Origin of the sequence: Metabacillus rhizosphaerae, from assembly GCF_037201795.1 — a bacterium.
Lineage (GTDB): Bacteria > Bacillota > Bacilli > Bacillales > Bacillaceae > Metabacillus > Metabacillus rhizosphaerae.
On the sequence record NZ_CP147403.1, the window covers coordinates 1,060,856 to 1,082,445 of the forward strand.

Below are 21,590 nucleotides of genomic sequence, written 5' to 3' on the forward strand. Positions count from 1 at the left end.
ACAACCAAAGGTGGGATAAAATGCACTATTTCCGTCGTTTCCTATACATATCAACCTTTCTAGTATTCTTACTAACTGCTTTTCTAACACTATATTACGGCAAAGAAACGTTTCATTTTGCTGAGGGGACAGTCCCCACTCAAGCATTGGGGACTGTCCCCAACAATACCTACCACTTCGTCCTAATCCCAGAAGAACTCGACAACGACTACTGGCGCTTGGTCGAAGCAGGTGCGCGCGATGCTGCCGAGTATCATAACGTGTACTTAGAATACTTAGGCCCAAAGCAAGCCAACAATGATGAGCACTTAAAAACAATTGACATGGCCATCGCAGGGCTAGTTGATGGTGTGATCACTCAAGGCTTAGGGGGAGAGGCGGAGTTTGAAAAGCTTGTTACAAAGGCAAAAGAAAAGCTCATCCCTGTCGTAACGATTGACACAGATGCGCCAAACAGTGACCGCGCTGTCTACGTGGGCACCGATAATTACTACTCTGGATTTCTCGCCGGCAAAGCGATCATTAATGACACAACTGGCCCACAACAAGTTGCCATCATCACCGGCCGCCTCGATGCTTCACATCAAAAGCTTCGTGTCCAGGGCTTCAAAGATGCGGTAGCAACCGAAAAGCGGATCAAAGTCATCACAGTTGAGGAGTCAAACATTACCGAAATCGGGGCTGTTGAAGCGGCGCATAAAATACTTAAAGCACACCCAGCAATTACCGCCTTCTACGGCACAAGTGCGCTCGATGGTATCGGCATTGCCCAGGTCGTGAAAAGCGTAAAAGCTGAAAATGACCTATACATCATCGGCTTCGACATCCTTCCTGAAACACTTGAATACATAGAAGAAGGAACAATCGAAGCAACAGTTGTCCAATTCCCATATCAAATGGGCTATGAGGCAGTTGAAAAGATGATCGAACTCAACAAAGGAGAGGACCTTGAACCACTCCAGCATACAGATACAAAGGTAATCCATAAAGAGGATCTCCCAATTTCACCTGCAGCAATAGGCGGAGGGCAACAGCCATGACTAGAATTCAAAACAAAATTTTACTATACTTTCTTGCTTTTGTAGTTTTATTTAACGTCGTATCCTATTCGATTTACCTAAGCAGCTCACAAATTGTTTCCGAATATCACGGCAGCTTTGAGCGCTTTTTACTGTTCAACGAAATCACTCAACAATCAACGCAAATCTATGAAAAAATCAATGCCTATGTTGTCGAAAAAGACCAGGTGTTTATCGATGAATATGAAGACATAAAAAAGCGCCTCCAAAAAAACAACGAAAGACTAGCAGAAGATGCGATGACAGGCATTAATAAAGAAGAACTAGAAAAATACCAAAGAATGATTAAAAACCTAATCTTTGAAAGTGACGTCACAATCGCAGCAGTGCGCTTTGGTAACCTTGACCAATACACAACACATGCAAAAGAAGTGCGCAACATCTCGTCATACATACTCGAATCCACTCTCCAGCTCTTAAACCTAGAGCTAGCGGATTATCAAATGTTTTATCAGGAAATGGAGGAGCGCAGACATGCATTCAAATGGTTCACAATAAATTTATTCAGCTCAACCCTGCTTTTTGCGATTTTAGTAGCCGTTTGGTTTTCGCGCGGACTAACAAGGCCACTTCGCAGTTTATCAAAAGCAGCAAAGGAAATCTCAGAAGGCAACTTCGATGGCCCACCGATTAAGGTGAAAACAAATGACGAGGTCAAGGTACTCAGTGATTCCTTTCAACACATGCGTGAAAATATCAAACAACTTATTGACGAAATAAAGGAAAAATCAGAGCTCGATCAATTACTAAAGGAGCTCGAACTGAAGCATCTACAAAACCAAATCAACCCGCATTTCTTATTCAATACGCTGAATACAATCTCAAGAACCGCGTACTTAGAAGATGCAGCTGTTACATCGCGCCTAATTCAATCTGTCTCAACCCTATTACGCTCAAGCCTAGGCGACATCAACAAAACCGTAACCTTAAGAGAAGAAACAAACGTAGTCAAAGAATACTTCTACATCCAACAAACAAGATTTGCAGAACGTATTTCATTTGAAACACGTATTGAAGAAAGCTGCTTAGACGTAAAAATACCAAGCCTAACGCTGCAGCCATTGGTTGAAAACTCCTTCATACATGGAGTCGAGAAACTGGAAGAGGGTGGTGTGATCAGTCTATCAATCTATCACAAGCACGACGAGGTCATAATAGAGGTAGGCGACAATGGAATCGGAATGGATGAGCAAAGAAAACAACAAATCCTATCAAAAGCTCAGACCCATTTACATGAAGAGCATAGCGGGCACTCAACAGGCATCGGTCTGCGCAATGTCATCAAGCGACTAGAGCTAGTATACAAGAAGCCAGACATATTAGAGATTCATTCAGAAAAAAACAAGGGCACAACTATTAAAATCAAACTGCCAAATACAATAGAGGTATAAAGCGAACAAGGGGGATAAGCAATGAACATCATTATTGTCGACGATGAAATCATCGAACGAAAAGCGATGAGGAAATTTATCGAGGAAAGCTTCACACATATCAAAGTGGTGGGTGAAGCAGCAAACGGCAGACTTGCCATCGAACAAGCTAAAATACATAAACCAGACATCATGTTCATGGACATCCACATGCCGGGAATCGATGGTCTTGAAGCCATCAGACAAATTCTTCAAGACCTTCCAAAAACGAAATTCATTATGGTCTCTGCCTATAACTCGTTTGAATACGCAAAAGAAGCGATGAAGCAGGGGGTAAAAGAATACATCTTAAAACCAAGCAACAAACAAGAAACCCTTGAAGCCATAATAAGAGTTGAACAAGAAATCAACCAAGAAAAGCTGCAGCTGAATGAATCTATAAAGCTAGCAAAACAACATATCATCACAGCGATTATTCAAAATGAACAAACAACAGATATCGAAACAATGTATAAAAATTATTTTCAAAACGCATCTATGGCATTTTTTCAAGTTTTCACACAGAGCAAACCAGTACTCATCACAAACCTCCTAAAGGAAAAAGCACCATTCCCATATATCGAAAAGGAACTAGGAGACAAGCATGCGGTACTATTTATTACGGATAAAAAATCAGCGCATCACGTTAAAGCAGATGCGCTCACATTAGCGCGCACAATGAGCCAAGCCCTGCCCACATCAACTACAATCGGCATTGGCAACCCATTTGCCCAGCTAGACAAATTATCAATATCCTATCAGCAAGCATTATTGGCTTCTGCTCAACTAACAAAGGAGGCCAATGTATCCTACGGCTATCCCTTAACAGAGGAAAACGTTGAGGACGGGACATTAATAAAGCTCGAAAAGTCCTTAGTCAATGAAATCCAAGCAGGCAGACTTGAGCAAGCAAACGACTACTTCCATTTATATTACGATTATCTAAGCAAAGAAACAGATGAAAAGAACATGATCCATATTCTCGGAGAATGGGGCATTCGTTTGAAACAGTCATTAGAGAGCCAAGGGATAAAGATACGTGACATCCCGATATTAGAAGCGCAAACAAAGCAGGACTTTCTTAAGCTCATCCGGCAATTTTGTGAAAAAATCACCCTTCAAAAAGAAGGAAACGACTCAATTACTATGGCAAAACACTTTATCCATGCCCATTATCAAGAATCCTTCAGCCTTGAGGATGTGGCCGCCTACGTAGATTTAACACCAACTTATTTTACAAAACTGTTCAAAGAGCAAACAAAGCTAACCTTTATCGACTATGTAACAGCATACCGAATCGAAAAAGCAAAGGAGCTCTTATTGCAAACAAAGCTCAGCTTAAAAGAAATCGCCTATGAAGTTGGCTATAAGGATCCAAATTACTTTAGTCGTGTGTTTAAAAAATGGACAAATCGCACACCAAAGCAATATCGCAAGCCTGATGGTGCAACCACAAAATAATACAGAAATAAATAAAATAGTGCAGAAGTTTTCTAGAAAAAACAATCGCACCGCCCTATATAATGGGTTAGGTAAGCGATTTCAACATAAACAAGGGGGATGCAAGATGAAAAAGAGTTTCCTTTTATCATTATTTTTAATATTTACATTGATCGTATCTGCATGTAGCTCAAATTCGAGCACAGAAGAAAAACCAGAGGGCAACAACGAAGAAGGTGGCGGTGACGCATCCGCACCATTAGATATCTTTAGCTGGTGGACAGGTGCTGGTGAAGAAGACGGGTTAAAAGCATTATTGGCATTGTTTGAAGAGGAGTACCCAGATGTACCAATTGAAAACGCAGCCGTAGCTGGTGGAGCAGGGACTAATGCAAAGGCAGTACTCGCAAGCCGTATGCAGGGTGACGATCCTCCGGCAACATTCCAAGTTCACGGTGGTGCCGAGCTTAATGAAGGCTGGGTAGCAGCAGGAAAAATGGAAACGCTTAATGACTTCTATGAAGCGGAAGGCTTAAACGATAAATTCCCACAAGACTTAATTGACATGGTAAGTAAAGATGGCGACATCTACTCTGTACCTGTAAATATTCATCGTGGAAACGTATTATGGTACAACAAAAAAGTATTTGAAGATAATGGCTTAGAAGCACCAACAACTTTTGATGAATTTTTTGAAGTAGCAGACGCATTAAAAGCAAAAGGCATCACACCGTTAGCGCTAGGTGACAAAGAGCCTTGGACAGCAACACATCTATATGAAACAGTGCTTTTAGGAGTACTAGGCAGTGAAGACTACGGCAAGCTTTGGACAGGTGAACTAGCATTTGATGATGCAAAAGTAGTAGAAGCAACAGAAATCTTCAAAAAAATGCTTTCATATATAAACGATGACCACAGCTCACGCAACTGGCAGGATGCTTCGCAATTAGTAGCAAACGGTGAAGCAGCAATGAACGTAATGGGCGACTGGGCAAAAGGCTACCTAGTAAATGACTTAAAACTAGGAGTAAATGAAGACTTTGGCTATGTACCAACACCAGGAACAGAAGGACTATTCATGGTCATTACCGACACATTCGGCCTACCAAAAGGTGTTGACAACCCTGAAGGCGTCAAAAAATTCTTAAGCGTATTAGCATCAGTTGAAGGCCAAGACGCATTCAACCCACTAAAAGGATCTATCCCAGCACGTATTGATGCAGACGTAACAAAATACGACCAATACGGAAAAGACACAATGGTAGACTTCAAAGCAGCAAAACTAGCACCAAGCTTAGCCCACGGATCAGCAGCATCCGAAGGCTTCCTAACAAAAGTAAACCAAAACATCAACATCTTTGTCACACAACAAAACACAGACCAATTCACACAAGAAATGACAACTGCAGCTGCAGAACTTAAATAATTTGAGTAATTTGGGGACAGTCCCCAAATTACGTAAGGGGACTGTCCCCAAAAGCAAAAACCAGCACTCAAAAGCAAACAAAAAAGTGGGGACAGTCCCCACCAACAATAAAACCAGTCCCCACAAGCAATGGAGACAATTTCATCTAAAAAAGAGGGACAGTCCCCACACACCGTTATAGGGACTGTCCCCCAAACCAATATCTCCACCCAAAACACCGCCTCACAAGGAGGAGAACCAATGCAAACAGTCAAACCTTATCCACAACAGAACACGGTTGCATCCCTACCTAGAAAGAAGAAGCTATCAAGTGATCATCTCATGGCCATCGCATTTATCTTGCCATCATTTTTACTTATCCTGATCTTTGTATACGGCTTTATCGGATGGACTGGTTATGTATCATTTAGTAATTGGAACTCACTCGTTCCTGACTTTTCATTCGTAGGCTTAAAAAACTACATCTATTTATTTCAAGATTTCCGTTTCCAAGCCGATTTACGGAACACGATCTTTTTCACAGTCCTATTCATCGGTCTTGTAATCATAAGCGGCATGGGTTTAGCCGTTCTGTTAGATCAAAAAATCAAAGCCGAACCAGTCTTCCGAAACCTGTTCTTCTTCCCAATGGCATTATCATTCGTTGTAACAGGTGTTGTTTGGCAATGGCTTTTAAATCCATCAACAGGTGTAAACTTATTTTTAAACAAACTCGGCTTAAGCCCGAAATGGTACACAGACACAAACATTCTCGCAGGCTTTCAGTGGGGAAAAATAGAATTTGGAATTCCTGCTGCACTCATCGCGGTTGTGATCGCAGCGGTTTGGCAAATGACAGGCTTCTCTCTTGCGATGTATTTAGCGGGCCTACGTGGAATCCCTGACGAGGTAAGGGAAGCGGCACGTATGGATGGGGCATCAGAATTCCTCATCTATCGAAAAATCATTCTCCCATTATTACAACCAATTACAGTAAGTGTTATCATCATTATGGCCCATATTTCCTTGAAAATTTTTGATCTAATCTATGCTATGACAGGCCCAGGAGCAAACTTCGTAACAGACGTCCCAGGTGTCTACATGTTCGAAACAACCTTCCGTGGCAACTATTACGCAAACGGGGCAGCTATTGCGATTATCATGCTCGTATCTGTGGCAATCTTCATCGTGCCATATTTAATCAACAGCAGAAAGGCGGAGGCATAAAATGGTTCTTCAACGAATGAGCAAACCAATCATCTACCTAATTTTAATCGCCATGAGTCTCTTCTTTCTCATGCCTGTTTACGTCATGATCATCACAAGCCTAAAACCGTTTGACGAAGTAACACTAGCAACAATGTGGCAGCTTCCAACCACACTCGACTTCAGTGGTTACTCAGAAGCATTCACAAAACTATCGCCAAACTTAATTAACTCATTTTATCTCGTCATCCCAGCCACATTGTTGTCAGCAATATTAGGCGCGATGAACGGATATGTCCTTGCAAAATGGAAATTTAAAGGTGCAGACGTCTTATTCACGGTCATTTTATTCGGTATGTTCATCCCATACCAAAGCATTCTAATCCCATTAATCCAATTCTTACGTGAAATCGGACTTTACAACACAATCCCAGGATTAGTTTTCGTTCACGTCGTCTACGGCTTACCAATCACAACACTGATGTTCCGTAACTTTTACGCAAATATCCCAGACGAAATGATCGAATCAGCGCAAATCGATGGGGCAGGATTCATCGGAATCTTCCGTCACATCATGATTCCACTCTCGATTACGAGCTTTGTTGTTGTGGCAATTTGGCAATTTACAAATATATGGAACGAATTCCTTTTCGCCGTAACCATTACAACCTCTGACCAACAGCCGATCATGGTTGCCTTACAAAACCTTTCGGGTAGTCAGATTGTCCACTGGAATGTGCAAATGGCTGGTGCATTATTAGCAGCACTGCCGACCTTGCTAGTTTATATTCTACTTGGAAAATACTTTGTAAAAGGGCTGCTAGCAGGTTCTGTAAAAGGATAAAAATAAATAGACAGATCCTTACAAACTAACTGTAAGGGTCTTTTTCGATCCAATACATTTAGAACAGTAGTTACTCTGAAAATTCATTTTTAACGATTAGCGATTAACACCAATAAGTTGTAAAATGATGTAGAAGGAGGTGAAGGAACGATGGAAGAAAGATTAAATAGGATCGAAGAAATGTTAACTTCACTTATAAAAATGGTAGGAAGTATGCGTGAAGAACAGAAATCAATGAGACAAGAGTTAACCTCATTTAAGAAAGAACAGACTTTAATGAGACAAGAACTAACATCATTTAAGGAAGTACAATCCTCAATGAAGGAAGAACAAAAGTCAATGCGAGCCGAAAATGAGCAACGTCATAAGGAAATCATCAGTAGATTTGAATCACTTGAAGCAGATCACGAGTTCACATGGGAAAAGACTGTTCGAAATGAAAGAGAAATTGCAAAAGTAAAAAAGCAATTTGAACTGTGAACGGATCAAAATCCACCAAATCCCTCTATACGCTTCAGATCCAGAGAAAAAACAATTAGTATAACTCCTCAATTAAAAATTTCATTATGAGAAGTAGTCTCCTTACATAAATAGTAGGTTGCTACTTCTTTTTTATATAACAACCCTATTCCCCCTGTTAAAATAGAACTATATCAACAAAAGGCGGTGTATCTATGAGCATAAATAGAAACGATCCTTGTATTTGTGGTAGTGGAAAAAAGTATAAGAAATGCTGTATGAATAATAACGTAGTATCACTGAATCATATTCGTGATGGTGAATTAAATAAACTACAATTTGAATTGTTGGCTTTTGCTAATAACGTGCATGAAAGCTTACTAACTGATGTGTTAGATGATTTTCTAGATGATGAAAATTTACTTGAGGAAGAGGAAGAACTCCTTACATTTTTCCTAACTGTTTGGACAATCTTTTCAATTAGATCTGATCATGGTCAATCGATTTTTAGTCAGTTCATTGAGGAGAAAAAGAGAGAGAATTCATTGCGTAGTTCTACACTCAATCAGCTAGAAGCGTGGGATCAAACAACTGCCTCTCTTTCAATCATAACGGACATCATCGACGATCTCCATCTAGTGGTTGAGGACATCTTTACAAACGAAAAGAAGCAGGTCAAGCTAACTGGAAAAAATGACAATCTCGAAGTGGGTGGATCACTTCTTGGCTTTTTGCTTCCGTATGGTACTGATTTTACTTATTTCACGGAGTACCTTGACTTCGACGCGAATGAAACACCAATTCTGACTTCAGAGATTTTAAATATCTTTGATGAAAGTGAATACGCAATACACGAGTCATTTATGTTGGATGCCTTTCCGAGCATTATTATAAGTATTATTGTAGGCGAAATGGGAGAGGGCCCAGACATTGAACAAATAAATTGGGAGAACCCAAAGTATGAAGCTGTAGCAAAATTGTACAATGAGAAAAACGAGGAAGAAGATCTACCAAAGCAATTCCGGGATTTAGGTATCACGTTGTGGTATATCTTCTGTACAAAAGAAAAACCAGTTATCCGTAAACCTGAAGTCTATGCTTCAGCATTACACTATTTTATAGACCAAAAACTACCTTATTTTACTTTCAATACACAAGCAGACCTAGCTGAGATTTATCAAGTAAGCAAGGGTTCTTTATCAAAAGCGTATCATCAGCTTGAAGAAAGCTTAGCAAGTGAGTTAGCAGATCTGTATGATTTCATGGAGGAAGAAGATGATTCATACTACTTACCTGACTATGATCTAGACGATTTTGATGAGGATGATTTTGAGGAAATAGACGATGATGAAATTGATCTTGAAGACCTTTTTTCAGAAGATGAAGAATCTCCTTTTAATAAAAAGCGGAAATAAGTGCTAGGTTTATTAAATGAAAAACGCCTTTCCTATTTTAACCAATGGGAAAGGCATCACTTCACGTAAAATCAACTTTAGTTCAACAATAATGTGAATAATGCGGTTAAAATAAATGTAACAACTGGGAAAGAGATATACAAAATCGTTTTATTTCGCTTTTTAATTCTAGCAATTTCCTCAGGTGTTGCCCAATAATGGTTTGACATCAAATTGTTCTCCTTTTAGGTATGATGGTAGCTGGCTAGCTTTGCCCTAAGGCAGAGGCCCCTAAAGCTTTGCGTCATCACTTTTAAGTGATTTTGCCATTTTGTCTTATATCGGCTGAAATATGTCGAATTTTATAGGTCTTTTAACCTATAAAGATCTTTTAATGTATTCTAGGAAGAAACTATTATCAAAAAAGGCGCCAAGCCTTTTAAATATAATAATAAAAATGAAGAGGGACAGTCCCCACCAATGTCCCTCCCACAAAATATCACCCCAAAAAAAGATAGAAACTAACAATAAAAAACGCTTTCAATATTTCTTCACACTGATAAACTAAATAATAGATATTCGATTGACTCTAGTAATAGAGGAGATTGAAGGAATAATAGATACCTAAATTGGGGACAGTCCCCCAACGCTTTAAAGCGATGAGGGACTGTCCCCGACACACACAAGGAGGAACCAACATGTACACAATCGGAATCGACCTAGGCGGAACAAACCTGCGCATCGGCCTCTTCAACGAACAAGGAGAAATCATCGAGGAGCACAGCCGCCCAACAGAGGCAGAAAAGGGACCGGAATATGCGGTCAATAATATGACAGAAGTGATTGACAAGTTAAAGACACAATACGAAATCAAAGCAGTTGGCATAGGCTCTCCAGGTCCTCTCAACGCATTCGAAGGCGTCATCATCGAGCCACCAAACCTACCAGGATGGGTAAACATTCCACTTGTAAATATGCTAGAGGAAAAAATAGGTTTACCAGTAAAACTAGAAAACGACGCAAATGCAGCTGCTCTTGCAGAGGCAACACTTGGCGCAGGAAAAGGAGCTAGCAGCGTGTTTTTTGTAACCGTTAGCACCGGAGTTGGTGGAGGGTACGTTAACAATGGCCAGCTCGTGTCAGGTGCGCAAGGAAATTGCGGGGAAATAGGCAACATGATCGTAAATCCAGATCCGAATGCTTACCAAGGACCTGGTCTAAATAAAGGTGCGTTAGAGGGTCTCGCAAGCGGCACTGCAATTGGTCGCATCGGACAAGAACGCCTAGGCGTAACCAACGGCGCCCAGGGAGTGTTCCAACTTGCAGAACAAGGTGACAAAGCAGCACAAGAGATTCTCGACGAAGCGATCAATTACCTTGCGATTGGTCTCGCGAATATCGTCCACACAGTAAACCCAGAAGTAATCGTCATCGGCGGCGGTGTGATGAAATCCAAAGATCTTATTCTCGAACCATTAATTGAAAAAACAAAGCAGTATTTGTATCCAAGCTTAAGAGAATCCTTCATCCTAAAGCCAGCTTTATTGGATCAAAAGGCGGGTTTAATTGGTGCAGGACTGTTACCTAAATAATAAAAATCCCTCTCACGTGATTGAGAGGGATTACTTTATATAAACGAATGTATTTAAAATATAGTTTTCAATAATAGAAAGAATGACAACCACAATGGAATACTTAGTAACATCCCCCACATAATCCCGTTAAAAACATTTCCTCGCTCTTCCATGATCAACACTCCTTCATATGTAAAAGTAACTTCTTATTTAAGCTTGTCCTTATAGTAATTGAAAACGCTTTCAAAGTAAATAGTTTTTTCAAAATATAATTAAATAGAACTACAATTGTTCAGTGATAAGTAAAAAACCAGTTCCTATTGTACTAAAGAATAAGAACTGGTTTTATAAGATTTCTCAATGATTCACCAGAGCTTATACCCATCTGTCACAAATCACAGCTTATTAGCATATTCACTAAGCCGTTTTGAAAGGAGTTCAATTTCCTTAAAAGCGAGGCCATGATCAATAGTCTAAGAAACGAAAAATGTTAATTCCACTTCTAAAGAAAAATGCATCATAAAGAGTAGTGCCCCTCCAGAGTTCACAATTATAACATTACCTGAGCAATATCATTCTATTCTTTTCCAGCACATAATAAAGCCTATTCAAACTAATAATAAATCAGCTAGAAATAACTAAAACTAACAATAAGTCCGTAAAATATAGGAGGCATAAAGCATGGGAACAACGTCAGGTAACGCAGGCAGAGTCACTGTCATCTTTCATCATGATGAACATTCAATAAAGAAAATCCATAACCTAGCTGAATTAACCGCATTATTAGGCTCAGACCTAATCTTTATTGATGAATTTAAAGAACCAAAGAAGCTAGATAAAAAGGTTTGGAAGAGCCATGTAAACGGAATGAGTCTCGAAGTGTATCTAAAGTAAGCACAAGAAAACGAAAAAAGAGGCCAAGTTAGGCCTCTTCTAAGAAAAAAATTAATTTAATAATAGCGTCAATGCTGCACTCAATACAATTGTTACAACAGGAAGTGAGATCACAAGAAGAGTTTTCTTTCTCTTTCTAATTCTCTCTATCTCTTCAGGTGTTGTCCAAGTCATCAAACCAATCTCCTTTATCTTTTTGATGGAAGCTCGCTGGCTTTTCATAAGCAGAGACCCCTATAGCTTTGCGTCATCACTTTTCAGAAAATTTTTCCATTACCCTAAATTATCGAATACTTCATGAAAAAATACATAAGGCAAACACCCTATTTTGATAGCGTTTTCTTTATGAGTTTAAGCCTATCGGGATAAACTGTAACTCTTCACATAATAAATCGTCTAATGATAATAAAGCTGTGATGTTTATTACATATCATATTGGAGGACCCATAATGAAAAGAAAACTCGCCCTCATCTTCATCACATTATCAACAATCGGACTATTCGCCTGCGGAAACAACCAGCCCACAACAACAGGAACAAACGAACAACCACCCATAGAAGACCCAGCAACAAGCATGCAACTAGAAGGCTATGTCGTTGAAAGGACAGCAAATACAGTATTAGTCGTAAACCCCAATCCAAAGGAAGCCACTCAATCCAATGGCCCAGCCTATTTTTCAAATACACCAGATACGCTTAAGATCGGAGACAAAGTCAGCATCTCCTACGAAGTCATGCTAGAATCCTACCCAGGCCAAGCAGAAGCAATAGAAGTAAAGGTCCTAGAAAGCCACAAACCAAGTGGAGCAGACCTCACTGAGGAACAGGCGCTAAATAAAGCGCTTAGTAAAAAACAATTAAAAACCCCAATCTTATCAGTCTTTCAATATAACAAGGAAACAGACACATGGAATATACAGGTGGATTCTATCATGGGAGAAAAAGAAGAAATTACAATAGAAGACAAATACTAAATAAAAACCAATGGAAAAGGCATTAGCGCTAATCAACAACTAATGCCTCCTAACCTCAGATATAAAAACCTTACTAAATAACCACTCCACAAACCGAAAGCACAAATATACCCCAATAAACACCATCAACCCTGCTACATCATAAACCACATCCAACAGCCTGCCACTCCGTGAAAAAAACAACTGCACCACTTCTGTCAAAAAAGCAAAGCCTACAGAAATAACAACGACCAGTAACCAGTGCTGCAACGCCCAATAAAGCAACATAGCCAAAAAGAAAAAACAAATAAAATGGCCAAGCTTCTGAATAACATATGTAATATCGTTTAGACTACTAAGATCATTAAGAAAAAAATCAGCAAAATTTGGATAGCGAGTAAACTGAAAATGTAGCTCATGCTCTGTAATGAACAAAAACAAACTCTCCGTACATGTAAACAGTAAAAGCATTCCTATATATAACATAACAATAAAGATCTTCAACTACAGCTCACCTCTATATGAGGATAAACACGAATTCAGTTATTTATTCCTCTAAATAAAAAAAGCATCTACACGAGATGCCTAAGCAAACATTCTTTTAACTGATTTTTTACCCATTTTGATATACCTCTTACCATCCTGCTTACACTTAAACAGCTTGATCCCAAACAAACGAAGTGGTGTATACATCTCTTTCAATTGTACTAATGGCATTATCTTTATCCTCCTTTAAATCTATTACTAAGATAAATACATCGTAATAAAAACCAAAAACGAAACATTTTGTTCTTTTTACAGAACAAATGAAGGTATAACTAATTGTAGATAGATGTCGAAAGGAATTACCAATATGATTCTATTGAGTACATATAAAAATCAAAGTATATTCAAGTAGTTCGTAATACCTATATAGTTGAAGTGTAGGTACGATTAAATAAAAAGAAATTCAAGCCGAAATATTATATAGAGATAAAGATAAGATTCGACAACTTTGTCGAAAAAATGGGGGTCAAAAAGATGGCAAATTGGGCAACACCAGAAGAAATCTCAAGAAAAAAAGAATTTAGAAAAAACTCATCACATATTCGTTTCCATTTCTAGCAATCGTGATCGGTGCACTTGTAACAATCGCAGCAAATGGATTATAAAGCGAGACTTTCACCATTGAGTTTTCTTTATCAACCGATGGAAAGTAGCTTACAGATCTTTACCTCATCAATTTTCATTGCTTCTCAAGTATCAAGAGATAGGATTTTCTACCAGTTAAAAATGGGATAAAAATAAATTCAAAAAAAGTTTAAAATTGTAAATTGCATAAAATCAACGATGGAAACACTTTCATTTAGTTTTGGTACAAATTACCCCAAAAGAACTGTAAAAAAGCTGACAAAAAGATGGTAGAATAAATCCTGCAAGTGAAAAACAAGAAGAATTAAAGTATTTCCTGTAAAAAATTGTAGATTTCTTGTAGATATAGTCAACAAATTTCTTTATAATAGTCTAGTCATACTAAATTAATAGATTAAAATCTTTGGAGGTTATCATGGAAGAAACTATCAGCTTGAAAGAGCTGTTTCGTACATTAAAGAAACGTCTCTCACTTATTATAATTATTGCAGCTATTGCAACGGCAACTAGTGGAATAGTTAGTTATTTTCTCTTAACACCTATTTATCAATCCTCAACACAAATTCTCGTGAACCAATCAAAGAACGATCAGCAGACATATAATCCCGGTGAGGTTCAAACAAACCTTCAGTTAATAAACACATATAACGTTATCATTAAAAGTCCAGCAATTTTAGATAAAGTCATTCAGAAAGAAAAATTAGACATGTCAGCAGGAGCCCTGAATGGATTAATTACTGTTTCAAGTGAACAGGATTCACAGGTTGTAAATATTACAGTTCAAAATGAAGATCCACAAACAGCAGCTAACATTGCAAACTCAATAGCTACAACTTTTCAAACTGAAATTTCAAAAATTATGAATGTGCATAATGTAACAATCTTAACGCAAGCTCAATTAGGTGAAGATCCATCCCCAATAAAGCCGCAGCCAGTATTAAACATGGCGATTGCTTTAGTTGTAGGATTAATGGCTGGAGTTGGTTTAGCCTTTTTACTTGAATATCTTGATAACACGATTAAAACAGAACAAGACATTGAAAATCAGCTTGGACTTCCGGTATTAGGTGCTATTACTACGATTAATATGGATGGCGAAGTAAACGAACAAGCAAATAAGTCATCAATGATAAGAACGCGAGGTGAGTCAGTTGGCTCGTAAGGATCGAAAGCAATTATTTCAATTACAAAATAGAAGTTTAATATCTATGACAAGTCCGAAATCTCCAATAGCAGAGCAATTTCGTACAATTCGTACAAATATTCAATTCTCTAGTGTTGATGAAGAGCTGCAAACAATGATTGTTACTTCATCTGGTCCGGCTGAAGGGAAGTCAACAACTACTGCTAACTTAGCCGTTGTGTTTGCTCAGCAAGGAAAACGTGTATTATTAGTCGATGCCGATCTACGAAAACCGACTGCTCACTATACATTCCGTACTGAGAACCATGTAGGTATATCTAATGTACTAACGAGACAAGCAACACTTGAAGAAGCAGTGAAAACAACTGCTCAGGATAATCTATGGTTGTTAACTAGTGGACCAATTCCACCAAACCCATCAGAGCTTTTAGGCTCCAAGGGGATGAAGCAATTACTGGAAAAGGCTAAGGATGAGTATGATGTAATTGTTCTTGATACTCCACCAGTGTTAGCTGTAACCGATGCTCAAGTATTATCTAATTTAACAGATGGTGTTGTTCTAGTTGTTAGTAGCGGGAAAACAGAGATAGATTCTGCGAAAAAAGCGAAGGAACTTCTTGATAGTGCGAAAGCGAAGATCTTAGGAGTAGTTTTAAACAACAAGAAGATACAAGATAGTCAATATTATTATTACTACGGGGGAAAATAGTCATATTTCGACAAAATACCCCCCTTTTCTTTGTTTTTTGACCGTGATACGATTACTGCAGTCTAAAATTATAGGGAAATAGAAATAGAGAATAACCAATAAATTCCGTTGGGGGTGGGACCTTTGATTGATATTCATAGTCATATATTGCCTGGTGTGGATGATGGTGCTCAGACTGTGGAAGATGCGATTAATATGGCGAGGTTGGCGGTTGAAGAGGGGATTACGAAGATTATTGCTACACCTCATCATCAGAATGGGAAGTATTTTAATAAGAAACAAGACATTATAAATAGAGTAACTGAACTCAACCTTTTAATTCAAAAAGAGAATATCCCATTAGAAGTTTTACCAGGTCAGGAAACACGGATTTACGGGGAGATGCTAGAGGACCTGGAAAAAGGAGATATTCTTCCTCTTAATCATTCAAAATATATATTTATTGAATTGCCTTCAGGACATATTCCAAGGTATGCAGAAAAACTCTTGTTCGATATTCAATTAAAAGGGTTAACTCCTTTAATTGTTCATCCGGAGAGAAATTCAGAAGTAATTGAAAATCCTGATAAATTACTTAACCTTGTTAAGAAGGGCTCTCTTACTCAAGTTACAGCGGGTAGTATTACCGGACACTTCGGGAAGAAGATTCAGAAGTTTTCATTACAATTGATTGAATCAAATTTGACTCACTTTATATCTTCTGATGCCCATAATATATCAACTAGAAGTTTTAAAATGAGGGATTCAATATCTGAAATAGAAAAAGAATTTGGTAGCCAAGCTGTATATTACTTTAAAGAAAATGCTGAACTACTTTTACAGGGTCAAACGGTGTATAAACAAGAACCAAGTCAAATTAAACGGAAGAAATTTCTAGGTATATTCTAATTAATTCATTGGTGATGTCTCCTAACCTTTATCAATGGAGGCACTCGGTTACATTGTGGGTACCTTGCGTACCTTAGACACTTGTTGTCAAAAGTGTGATGTGAGGAGGGGTTAGATGCCTAATACTCTATTTATAATATATACAGCTTTTCGTGATGTTAAAGATATTTAACGAAAGAGCGATTCGTAATAAGTGCTTTTCCGTTAGATATTTTAAATTTTAAAATTACTTAGAAAAAGGTGAATATATATGAAAATTGCAGTAGTAGGAACTGGCTATGTGGGTTTAGTAACTGGTACATGCTTAACTGAAATTGGACATAATGTTACGTGCATTGACATTGATCAGAACAAAGTTAATAAGATGCGCGAAGGCATATCTCCAATTTACGAACCAGGTTTAGATGAACTAATGAAAAAAAATATACAAGAAAAACGTCTGTTTTTTACAACAGACCATAATGAAGGCTTCGAAGGTGCAGATGTTATCTATATTGCAGTGGGTACTCCGGAAAAGAAAGATGGTTCAGCAAATCTTTCTTTTGTTGAACAAGTTGCAAAAGATATTGCAACTCACGTTAAAAAGGATGTAATAGTAGTTACAAAAAGTACGGTACCTGTTGGAACTAACGATTGGATTAAAGGGGTAATTCAAAAAAATCTTGTTAATAACGTAAAGGTTGATATTGTATCAAACCCTGAATTTTTACGCGAAGGTGCTGCCATCTATGATTCATTTAATGGAGATAGAATAGTTGTTGGTACTGATAATGAAGCTGCTGCAAATATAATAGAAGAAATTAATAAACCCTTTGGCATTCCGGTATTTAAAACAGATATTCGCAGTGCAGAAATGATCAAATATGCAGCAAATGCATTTCTTGCAACTAAGATTAGCTTTATTAATGAAATTTCAAACATATGTGAAAAAGTTGGGGCAAATGTAGAAGAAGTTGCAAATGGAATGGGACAGGATAATAGAATTGGTTCTCAATTCTTAAATGCAGGTATTGGTTACGGAGGTTCGTGTTTCCCTAAAGATACAAAGGCACTTATTCAAATTGCAGGAAACGTAAATTACGAATTTGAATTGTTAAAAGGCGTTGTCAGGGTTAATCAAAAACAACAAGAAATGTTATTGAATAAATTGGAAGAAAGATTTGATAGTTTAGAAGGTAAGAAGATTGCAATATTAGGATTAGCGTTTAAACCAAATACAGATGATATGCGAGAAGCAGCTTCAATTGTCATTACAAAACACTTGATTGAAAAAGGTGCAAACGTTGTTGCATTTGATCCTGTTGCAATGGAGAATGCTAAAAAGATTCTAGATTCTAAGATTAACTTTGCTTCTAATACGATTGAGGCTATAAAAGATTCTGATGCAGTATTAATACTGACAGAATGGAATGAATTCAAAGATTTAAATATTTGTACATTTGAAGAATATATGAAACAACCAGTAATATTTGATGGTCGTAATTGTTTTGACCTGGTGGAAGTTAAGAAACATAGGGTAGAATATCACTCTATTGGAAGACCGCCTTTAATAAATGAAAAATTAATAACCGTTAAATAGTTTAGGGGGAATAGAAATGAAAAAAGTTAGAAAAGCAATTATACCAGCAGCAGGATTAGGCACACGTTTCTTACCAGCAACGAAGGCAATGCCCAAAGAAATGTTACCAATAGTGGATAAGCCAACGATTCAATATATTATTGAAGAAGCGATCGCCTCAGGCATTGAAGACATTATTATTGTAACAGGTAAAGGGAAGCGTGCTATCGAAGATCACTTTGACCATAATTTTGAGCTTGAACAGAATTTGATTGATAAAGAGAAGTATGATCTATTAGAAAAAGTAAAGCAATCATCAGAAATTAATTTACATTATATTCGACAAAAAGAACCTAAAGGGCTAGGACATGCTGTATGGTGTGCGAGGAAGTTTATTGGGGACGAGCCTTTTGCTGTCTTACTTGGAGATGACATTGTTGAAGGTGAAACACCTTGTTTAAAGCAGCTCATAAATGAATATGAAAGAACAGGATCTTCTGTGATTGGCGTACAAACAGTGGCAGATGATCAGACACATCGTTACGGAATAATCGATCCACTAGAAAAAGACGGTAATCTTCATAAAGTTAATCGATTTGTTGAAAAGCCTGCTATAGGTGCAGCACCATCTAATCTGGCTATTATGGGGCGGTATGTTTTAACTCCTGAAATTTTTGATTTATTAGAACAACAAGAAACAGGTGCTGGTGGAGAAATACAGTTAACTGATGCAATTCAACAATTAAATGAAGGACAATCTGTTTTTGCTTACGACTTTGAGGGGACTCGTTATGATGTAGGTGAGAAGTTTGGTTTTATTCAAACTACGATTGAATTTGCATTAAAACATGATGATTTAAAAGAGCAGTTACTAAAACTAATGAACAAATTAGTAGAGAAAAATAAAGTAAGTTTATAGGTGAGGAGATTAATTGAGATGTCTAACCTAGCAAAGAATGGTTCATTAAATTCGCCTACTGGAAAATTATTAATAGAAGATATTAAAACAGGAATTATATATAATTTATCAAAGAGGACGTTGGATATCATTGGATCAATATTTGGATTACTTGTTTTAAGTGCTTTATTAATAATAATTTCACTTTTAATAAAGATTGAAGATCCAAAAGGACCGATTTTATTTTCGCAAAAAAGAATAGGGAAAAATGGTAGAGAATTTAAGATGTTTAAATTCCGGTCGATGGTTACAGATGCTGAAGAAAAACTTACTGAACTACTTAAGTACAACGAAGTAGATGGTGCTATGTTTAAAATGAAGGACGATCCACGAGTTACAAAAGTAGGACGGTTTATTCGGAAAACAAGTATTGATGAACTTCCTCAGTTATTTAATGTGTTGAAAGGGGATATGAGTTTAGTAGGCCCAAGACCACCCCTTCCTAGAGAAGTTAAGGAATATACGAAGTATGATCTTCAGAGGTTGCTTGTAACTCCTGGTTGTACAGGTTTATGGCAGATAAGTGGTAGAAGTAGTATTGGGTTTAATGAAATGGTCCAATTGGATCTTTATTACATTCAAAATAGGACTATTCTTTTTGATCTCAAGATTATATTCAAGACTTTTAAGCTAATTCTAGGATCGAAGGATGCTTTCTAGAAATACCTACGTTAGGTTAATCCTATCGTAGGTATTTCTATGTACTGCACATCTATGAGAAAAGGGATTTGAAAATAGTGGATAATAGTAAATTTCGTCAGGATATTCTAAGGTATACAAGAGGAAGAAGTACAATTGATAAGTTATTATGTTTCTTCTATTATAATGGAATCAATGCTCTACTAATTTATAGGGTACTGAACTACTTAGCTTACAAAAAAAATAGAATATATAAATTAATTTATATATTCTATTTATCTTAATTTATATACCTTTTCGGAACGTTACAGGAGTCGAGATTCATCCTTTAGCCAAAATAGGAGGAGGAGTTTTTATTCCTCATTGTACAAGTATAATTATTTCAAAAAACGCTATAATTGGTACGAACGTAACTATACATCAATCAACAACCATAGGTGTAAATTATAATAATAATAAGGCTCCTTGTATTGGGGACAATGTTCTAATAGGTTGCAATACATCTTTGATTGGCGATATTAGAATTGGAAACAATATTAGTATTTTACCAAACAGTAGTGTAACTAAGAGTTTTCAAGATAGTAATATACTCCTGGTTGGTGGTGTCCCTGCTAACATAGTGAAATATAGAAAGAGCTCTAACCAAAAGGTTGATATTTAAAATACAAAATAATTTTACTTTAAGGTGGGGGAAATGAAAGTTTTAATATTTAATACATTATATTATCCTAATAGTATTGGTGGAGCTGAAAAATCTGTACAATTACTTGCAGAATCATTGAAAGAAAAAGGTATAAATCCCGTAATTGTTTGCACAGATAAAGTTGAAAGAGAAGATTATGTCAACGGTGTAAAAGTGTATTATATCAAAAATAAAAACTTGTATTGGTTTGATCAAGAACAGAAAAATAATATTCAAAAATCACTTTGGCATGCTTTAGATAACTATAACTATTTTATTAAGAAAAAGATAACTTGGATTATTAATCAGGAAAAACCACAAATAATTCATACAAATAATATTACAGGCTTCTCAATGATGCCGTGGATATTGGCTAAAGAAAATAAACTGCCATTAATACACACCTTAAGAGACTATAGTTTAATGTGCTCAAAAACAACAATGTTTAAAAATGGAGAAAACTGTGATTTTCCTTGTAAAGAATGTAAACTTTTCAATTTTTATAAACAAAAGTTATCTAATGAAAATCATGTTGATCATTTGGTTGGTATTTCCCAATTTATTATAAATAAATTTAAGGATAATGACTATTTCCAGGGTGTTCCTTCAACTAGAATTTTTAATGGAATGGAATTATCAAACAGATCAAAAATAAATCCAGAATTTAATTCTTTCGATCGTAAAATAAAGTTTTTATATATGGGGAGAATAGAAAAGGCAAAAGGAATAAATAAGATTTTAGAGGAGATTTCAGAAATAAAAGATGTTGAGTTATATATAGCTGGTAAAGTAAAAGATGATGAAATAAAAAGAAATATACAAGAGGGAAAATATCCTACAAATATAAAGTTTCTTGGATTTATTAATCCAAAAGAAATCATTCCAAAAATAGATGTAATGCTAGTACCTTCACTTTGGCATGAACCATTTGGTAGAGTAATTATTGAGGCATATTCTTATGGAAAAACAGTAATCGGAACAAATTTAGGTGGAATACCTGAATTAATTGTTCAAGGTCAAACGGGTTTTATTTATAATCCCAAAGAGTCAGATAGTTTGAAAAACATAATAAAAGGTATAATTTCTAATCCTGATTTACTTAAATCAATATCTAATAATTTAAATGGTTTTATTACGAAATTTGATAGTGAGTTAATCGCAAGCAAATATATAGAAGTATATAAAGGAGTAATAGATAAAAAAGCTATTAAAAACTAGCTAAGA

At 36.8% G+C, this 21,590-nt stretch carries 22 protein-coding genes and 1 riboswitch; of the genes, 18 read left to right on the forward strand and 4 right to left on the reverse strand.

All coding sequences use genetic code 11. From position 1 onward, the window contains the following. Positions 1-20: 20 nt before the first annotated feature. The 8 genes from WCV66_RS05090 to WCV66_RS05125 all read left to right on the forward strand — a co-directional run bounded on the left by WCV66_RS05090 (position 21) and on the right by WCV66_RS05125 (position 9,257). A complete protein-coding gene (locus tag WCV66_RS05090) occupies positions 21-1,040 on the forward strand; it encodes a sugar-binding protein (RefSeq protein ID WP_338788114.1) in 1,020 nt (339 codons plus the stop codon). Next, positions 1,037-2,470, forward strand: coding sequence for a sensor histidine kinase (locus tag WCV66_RS05095; RefSeq protein ID WP_338788115.1), 1,434 nt, complete (start codon positions 1,037-1,039; stop codon positions 2,468-2,470). Before WCV66_RS05090 ends, WCV66_RS05095 begins: the two co-directional genes overlap by 4 nt. A 21-nt stretch (positions 2,471-2,491) precedes the next feature. Further along, positions 2,492-3,949: a response regulator gene (locus WCV66_RS05100; protein ID WP_338788117.1), complete on the forward strand. Its 1,458-nt coding sequence runs from the start codon at positions 2,492-2,494 to the stop codon at positions 3,947-3,949. Between the two features lie 106 nt (positions 3,950-4,055). Continuing rightward, complete coding sequence (locus WCV66_RS05105; protein WP_338788118.1) at positions 4,056-5,354, forward strand: ABC transporter substrate-binding protein; 1,299 nt, start codon at positions 4,056-4,058, stop codon at positions 5,352-5,354. Positions 5,355-5,594: 240 nt separating this feature from the next. After that, positions 5,595-6,560: a sugar ABC transporter permease gene (locus WCV66_RS05110; RefSeq protein WP_338788119.1), complete on the forward strand. Its 966-nt coding sequence runs from the start codon at positions 5,595-5,597 to the stop codon at positions 6,558-6,560. Between the two features lies 1 nt (position 6,561). Beyond that, on the forward strand, positions 6,562-7,383 hold the full coding sequence (locus tag WCV66_RS05115) for a carbohydrate ABC transporter permease (protein ID WP_066328781.1): 822 nt from the start codon (positions 6,562-6,564) through the stop codon (positions 7,381-7,383). A gap of 150 nt (positions 7,384-7,533) precedes the next feature. Next, a complete protein-coding gene (locus tag WCV66_RS05120) occupies positions 7,534-7,863 on the forward strand; it encodes a hypothetical protein (RefSeq protein ID WP_338788121.1) in 330 nt (109 codons plus the stop codon). A 194-nt stretch (positions 7,864-8,057) separates the two neighbouring features. Then, positions 8,058-9,257: an SEC-C metal-binding domain-containing protein gene (locus WCV66_RS05125; RefSeq protein WP_338788122.1), complete on the forward strand. Its 1,200-nt coding sequence runs from the start codon at positions 8,058-8,060 to the stop codon at positions 9,255-9,257. 77 nt (positions 9,258-9,334) lie between these two features. On the opposite strand, the gene WCV66_RS05130 is transcribed toward WCV66_RS05125, so the two are convergent. Then, complete coding sequence (locus WCV66_RS05130) at positions 9,335-9,466, reverse strand: hypothetical protein (RefSeq protein WP_338788123.1); 132 nt, start codon at positions 9,464-9,466, stop codon at positions 9,335-9,337. A gap of 23 nt (positions 9,467-9,489) precedes the next feature. Continuing rightward, a riboswitch (cyclic di-GMP riboswitch) is annotated at positions 9,490-9,574 on the reverse strand. Positions 9,575-9,934: 360 nt separating this feature from the next. Here WCV66_RS05130 and WCV66_RS05135 point away from each other — a divergent pair. Then, a complete protein-coding gene (locus tag WCV66_RS05135; RefSeq protein ID WP_338788124.1) occupies positions 9,935-10,828 on the forward strand; it encodes an ROK family protein in 894 nt (297 codons plus the stop codon). Positions 10,829-11,491: 663 nt separating this feature from the next. After that, positions 11,492-11,704 (forward strand): hypothetical protein, encoded by a 213-nt coding sequence (locus WCV66_RS05140; RefSeq protein WP_338788125.1) that lies wholly within the window; start codon positions 11,492-11,494, stop codon positions 11,702-11,704. Between the two features lie 51 nt (positions 11,705-11,755). Here the strand turns inward: WCV66_RS05140 and WCV66_RS05145 are convergent, their stop codons facing one another. Then, positions 11,756-11,926, reverse strand: a complete 171-nt coding sequence (locus WCV66_RS05145) for a hypothetical protein (RefSeq protein ID WP_338788126.1) — start codon at positions 11,924-11,926, stop codon at positions 11,756-11,758. A gap of 227 nt (positions 11,927-12,153) precedes the next feature. Here WCV66_RS05145 and WCV66_RS05150 point away from each other — a divergent pair, with 227 nt between their 5' ends. Next, complete coding sequence (locus WCV66_RS05150) at positions 12,154-12,678, forward strand: DUF3221 domain-containing protein (RefSeq protein WP_338788127.1); 525 nt, start codon at positions 12,154-12,156, stop codon at positions 12,676-12,678. A gap of 39 nt (positions 12,679-12,717) precedes the next feature. Here WCV66_RS05150 and WCV66_RS05155 read toward each other — a convergent pair whose 3' ends face one another. Next, a complete protein-coding gene (locus WCV66_RS05155) occupies positions 12,718-13,161 on the reverse strand; it encodes a VanZ family protein (protein ID WP_338788128.1) in 444 nt (147 codons plus the stop codon). 81 nt (positions 13,162-13,242) lie between these two features. After that, positions 13,243-13,374 (reverse strand): hypothetical protein, encoded by a 132-nt coding sequence (locus tag WCV66_RS05160; protein WP_338788130.1) that lies wholly within the window; start codon positions 13,372-13,374, stop codon positions 13,243-13,245. An 829-nt stretch (positions 13,375-14,203) separates the two neighbouring features. Between WCV66_RS05160 and WCV66_RS05165 the strand changes: the two genes are divergently transcribed. From WCV66_RS05165 to WCV66_RS05195, 7 genes are all read left to right on the forward strand, one after another. Next, complete coding sequence (locus tag WCV66_RS05165; protein ID WP_338788131.1) at positions 14,204-14,950, forward strand: YveK family protein; 747 nt, start codon at positions 14,204-14,206, stop codon at positions 14,948-14,950. Next, on the forward strand, positions 14,940-15,641 hold the full coding sequence (locus tag WCV66_RS05170) for a CpsD/CapB family tyrosine-protein kinase (RefSeq protein ID WP_338788132.1): 702 nt from the start codon (positions 14,940-14,942) through the stop codon (positions 15,639-15,641). The genes WCV66_RS05165 and WCV66_RS05170 overlap by 11 nt, the downstream gene beginning before the upstream one ends. A gap of 123 nt (positions 15,642-15,764) precedes the next feature. After that, a complete protein-coding gene (locus tag WCV66_RS05175) occupies positions 15,765-16,529 on the forward strand; it encodes a tyrosine-protein phosphatase (RefSeq protein WP_338788133.1) in 765 nt (254 codons plus the stop codon). Between the two features lie 250 nt (positions 16,530-16,779). Beyond that, a complete protein-coding gene (locus WCV66_RS05180; protein WP_338788134.1) occupies positions 16,780-18,108 on the forward strand; it encodes a UDP-glucose/GDP-mannose dehydrogenase family protein in 1,329 nt (442 codons plus the stop codon). A 16-nt stretch (positions 18,109-18,124) separates the two neighbouring features. After that, a complete protein-coding gene (galU, locus tag WCV66_RS05185; protein WP_338788135.1) occupies positions 18,125-19,006 on the forward strand; it encodes a UTP--glucose-1-phosphate uridylyltransferase GalU in 882 nt (293 codons plus the stop codon). Between the two features lie 18 nt (positions 19,007-19,024). After that, on the forward strand, positions 19,025-19,705 hold the full coding sequence (locus tag WCV66_RS05190) for a sugar transferase (protein ID WP_338788136.1): 681 nt from the start codon (positions 19,025-19,027) through the stop codon (positions 19,703-19,705). Positions 19,706-20,378: 673 nt separating this feature from the next. Beyond that, positions 20,379-21,584 (forward strand): glycosyltransferase family 4 protein, encoded by a 1,206-nt coding sequence (locus tag WCV66_RS05195; RefSeq protein WP_338788137.1) that lies wholly within the window; start codon positions 20,379-20,381, stop codon positions 21,582-21,584. Positions 21,585-21,590: the final 6 nt, after the last annotated feature.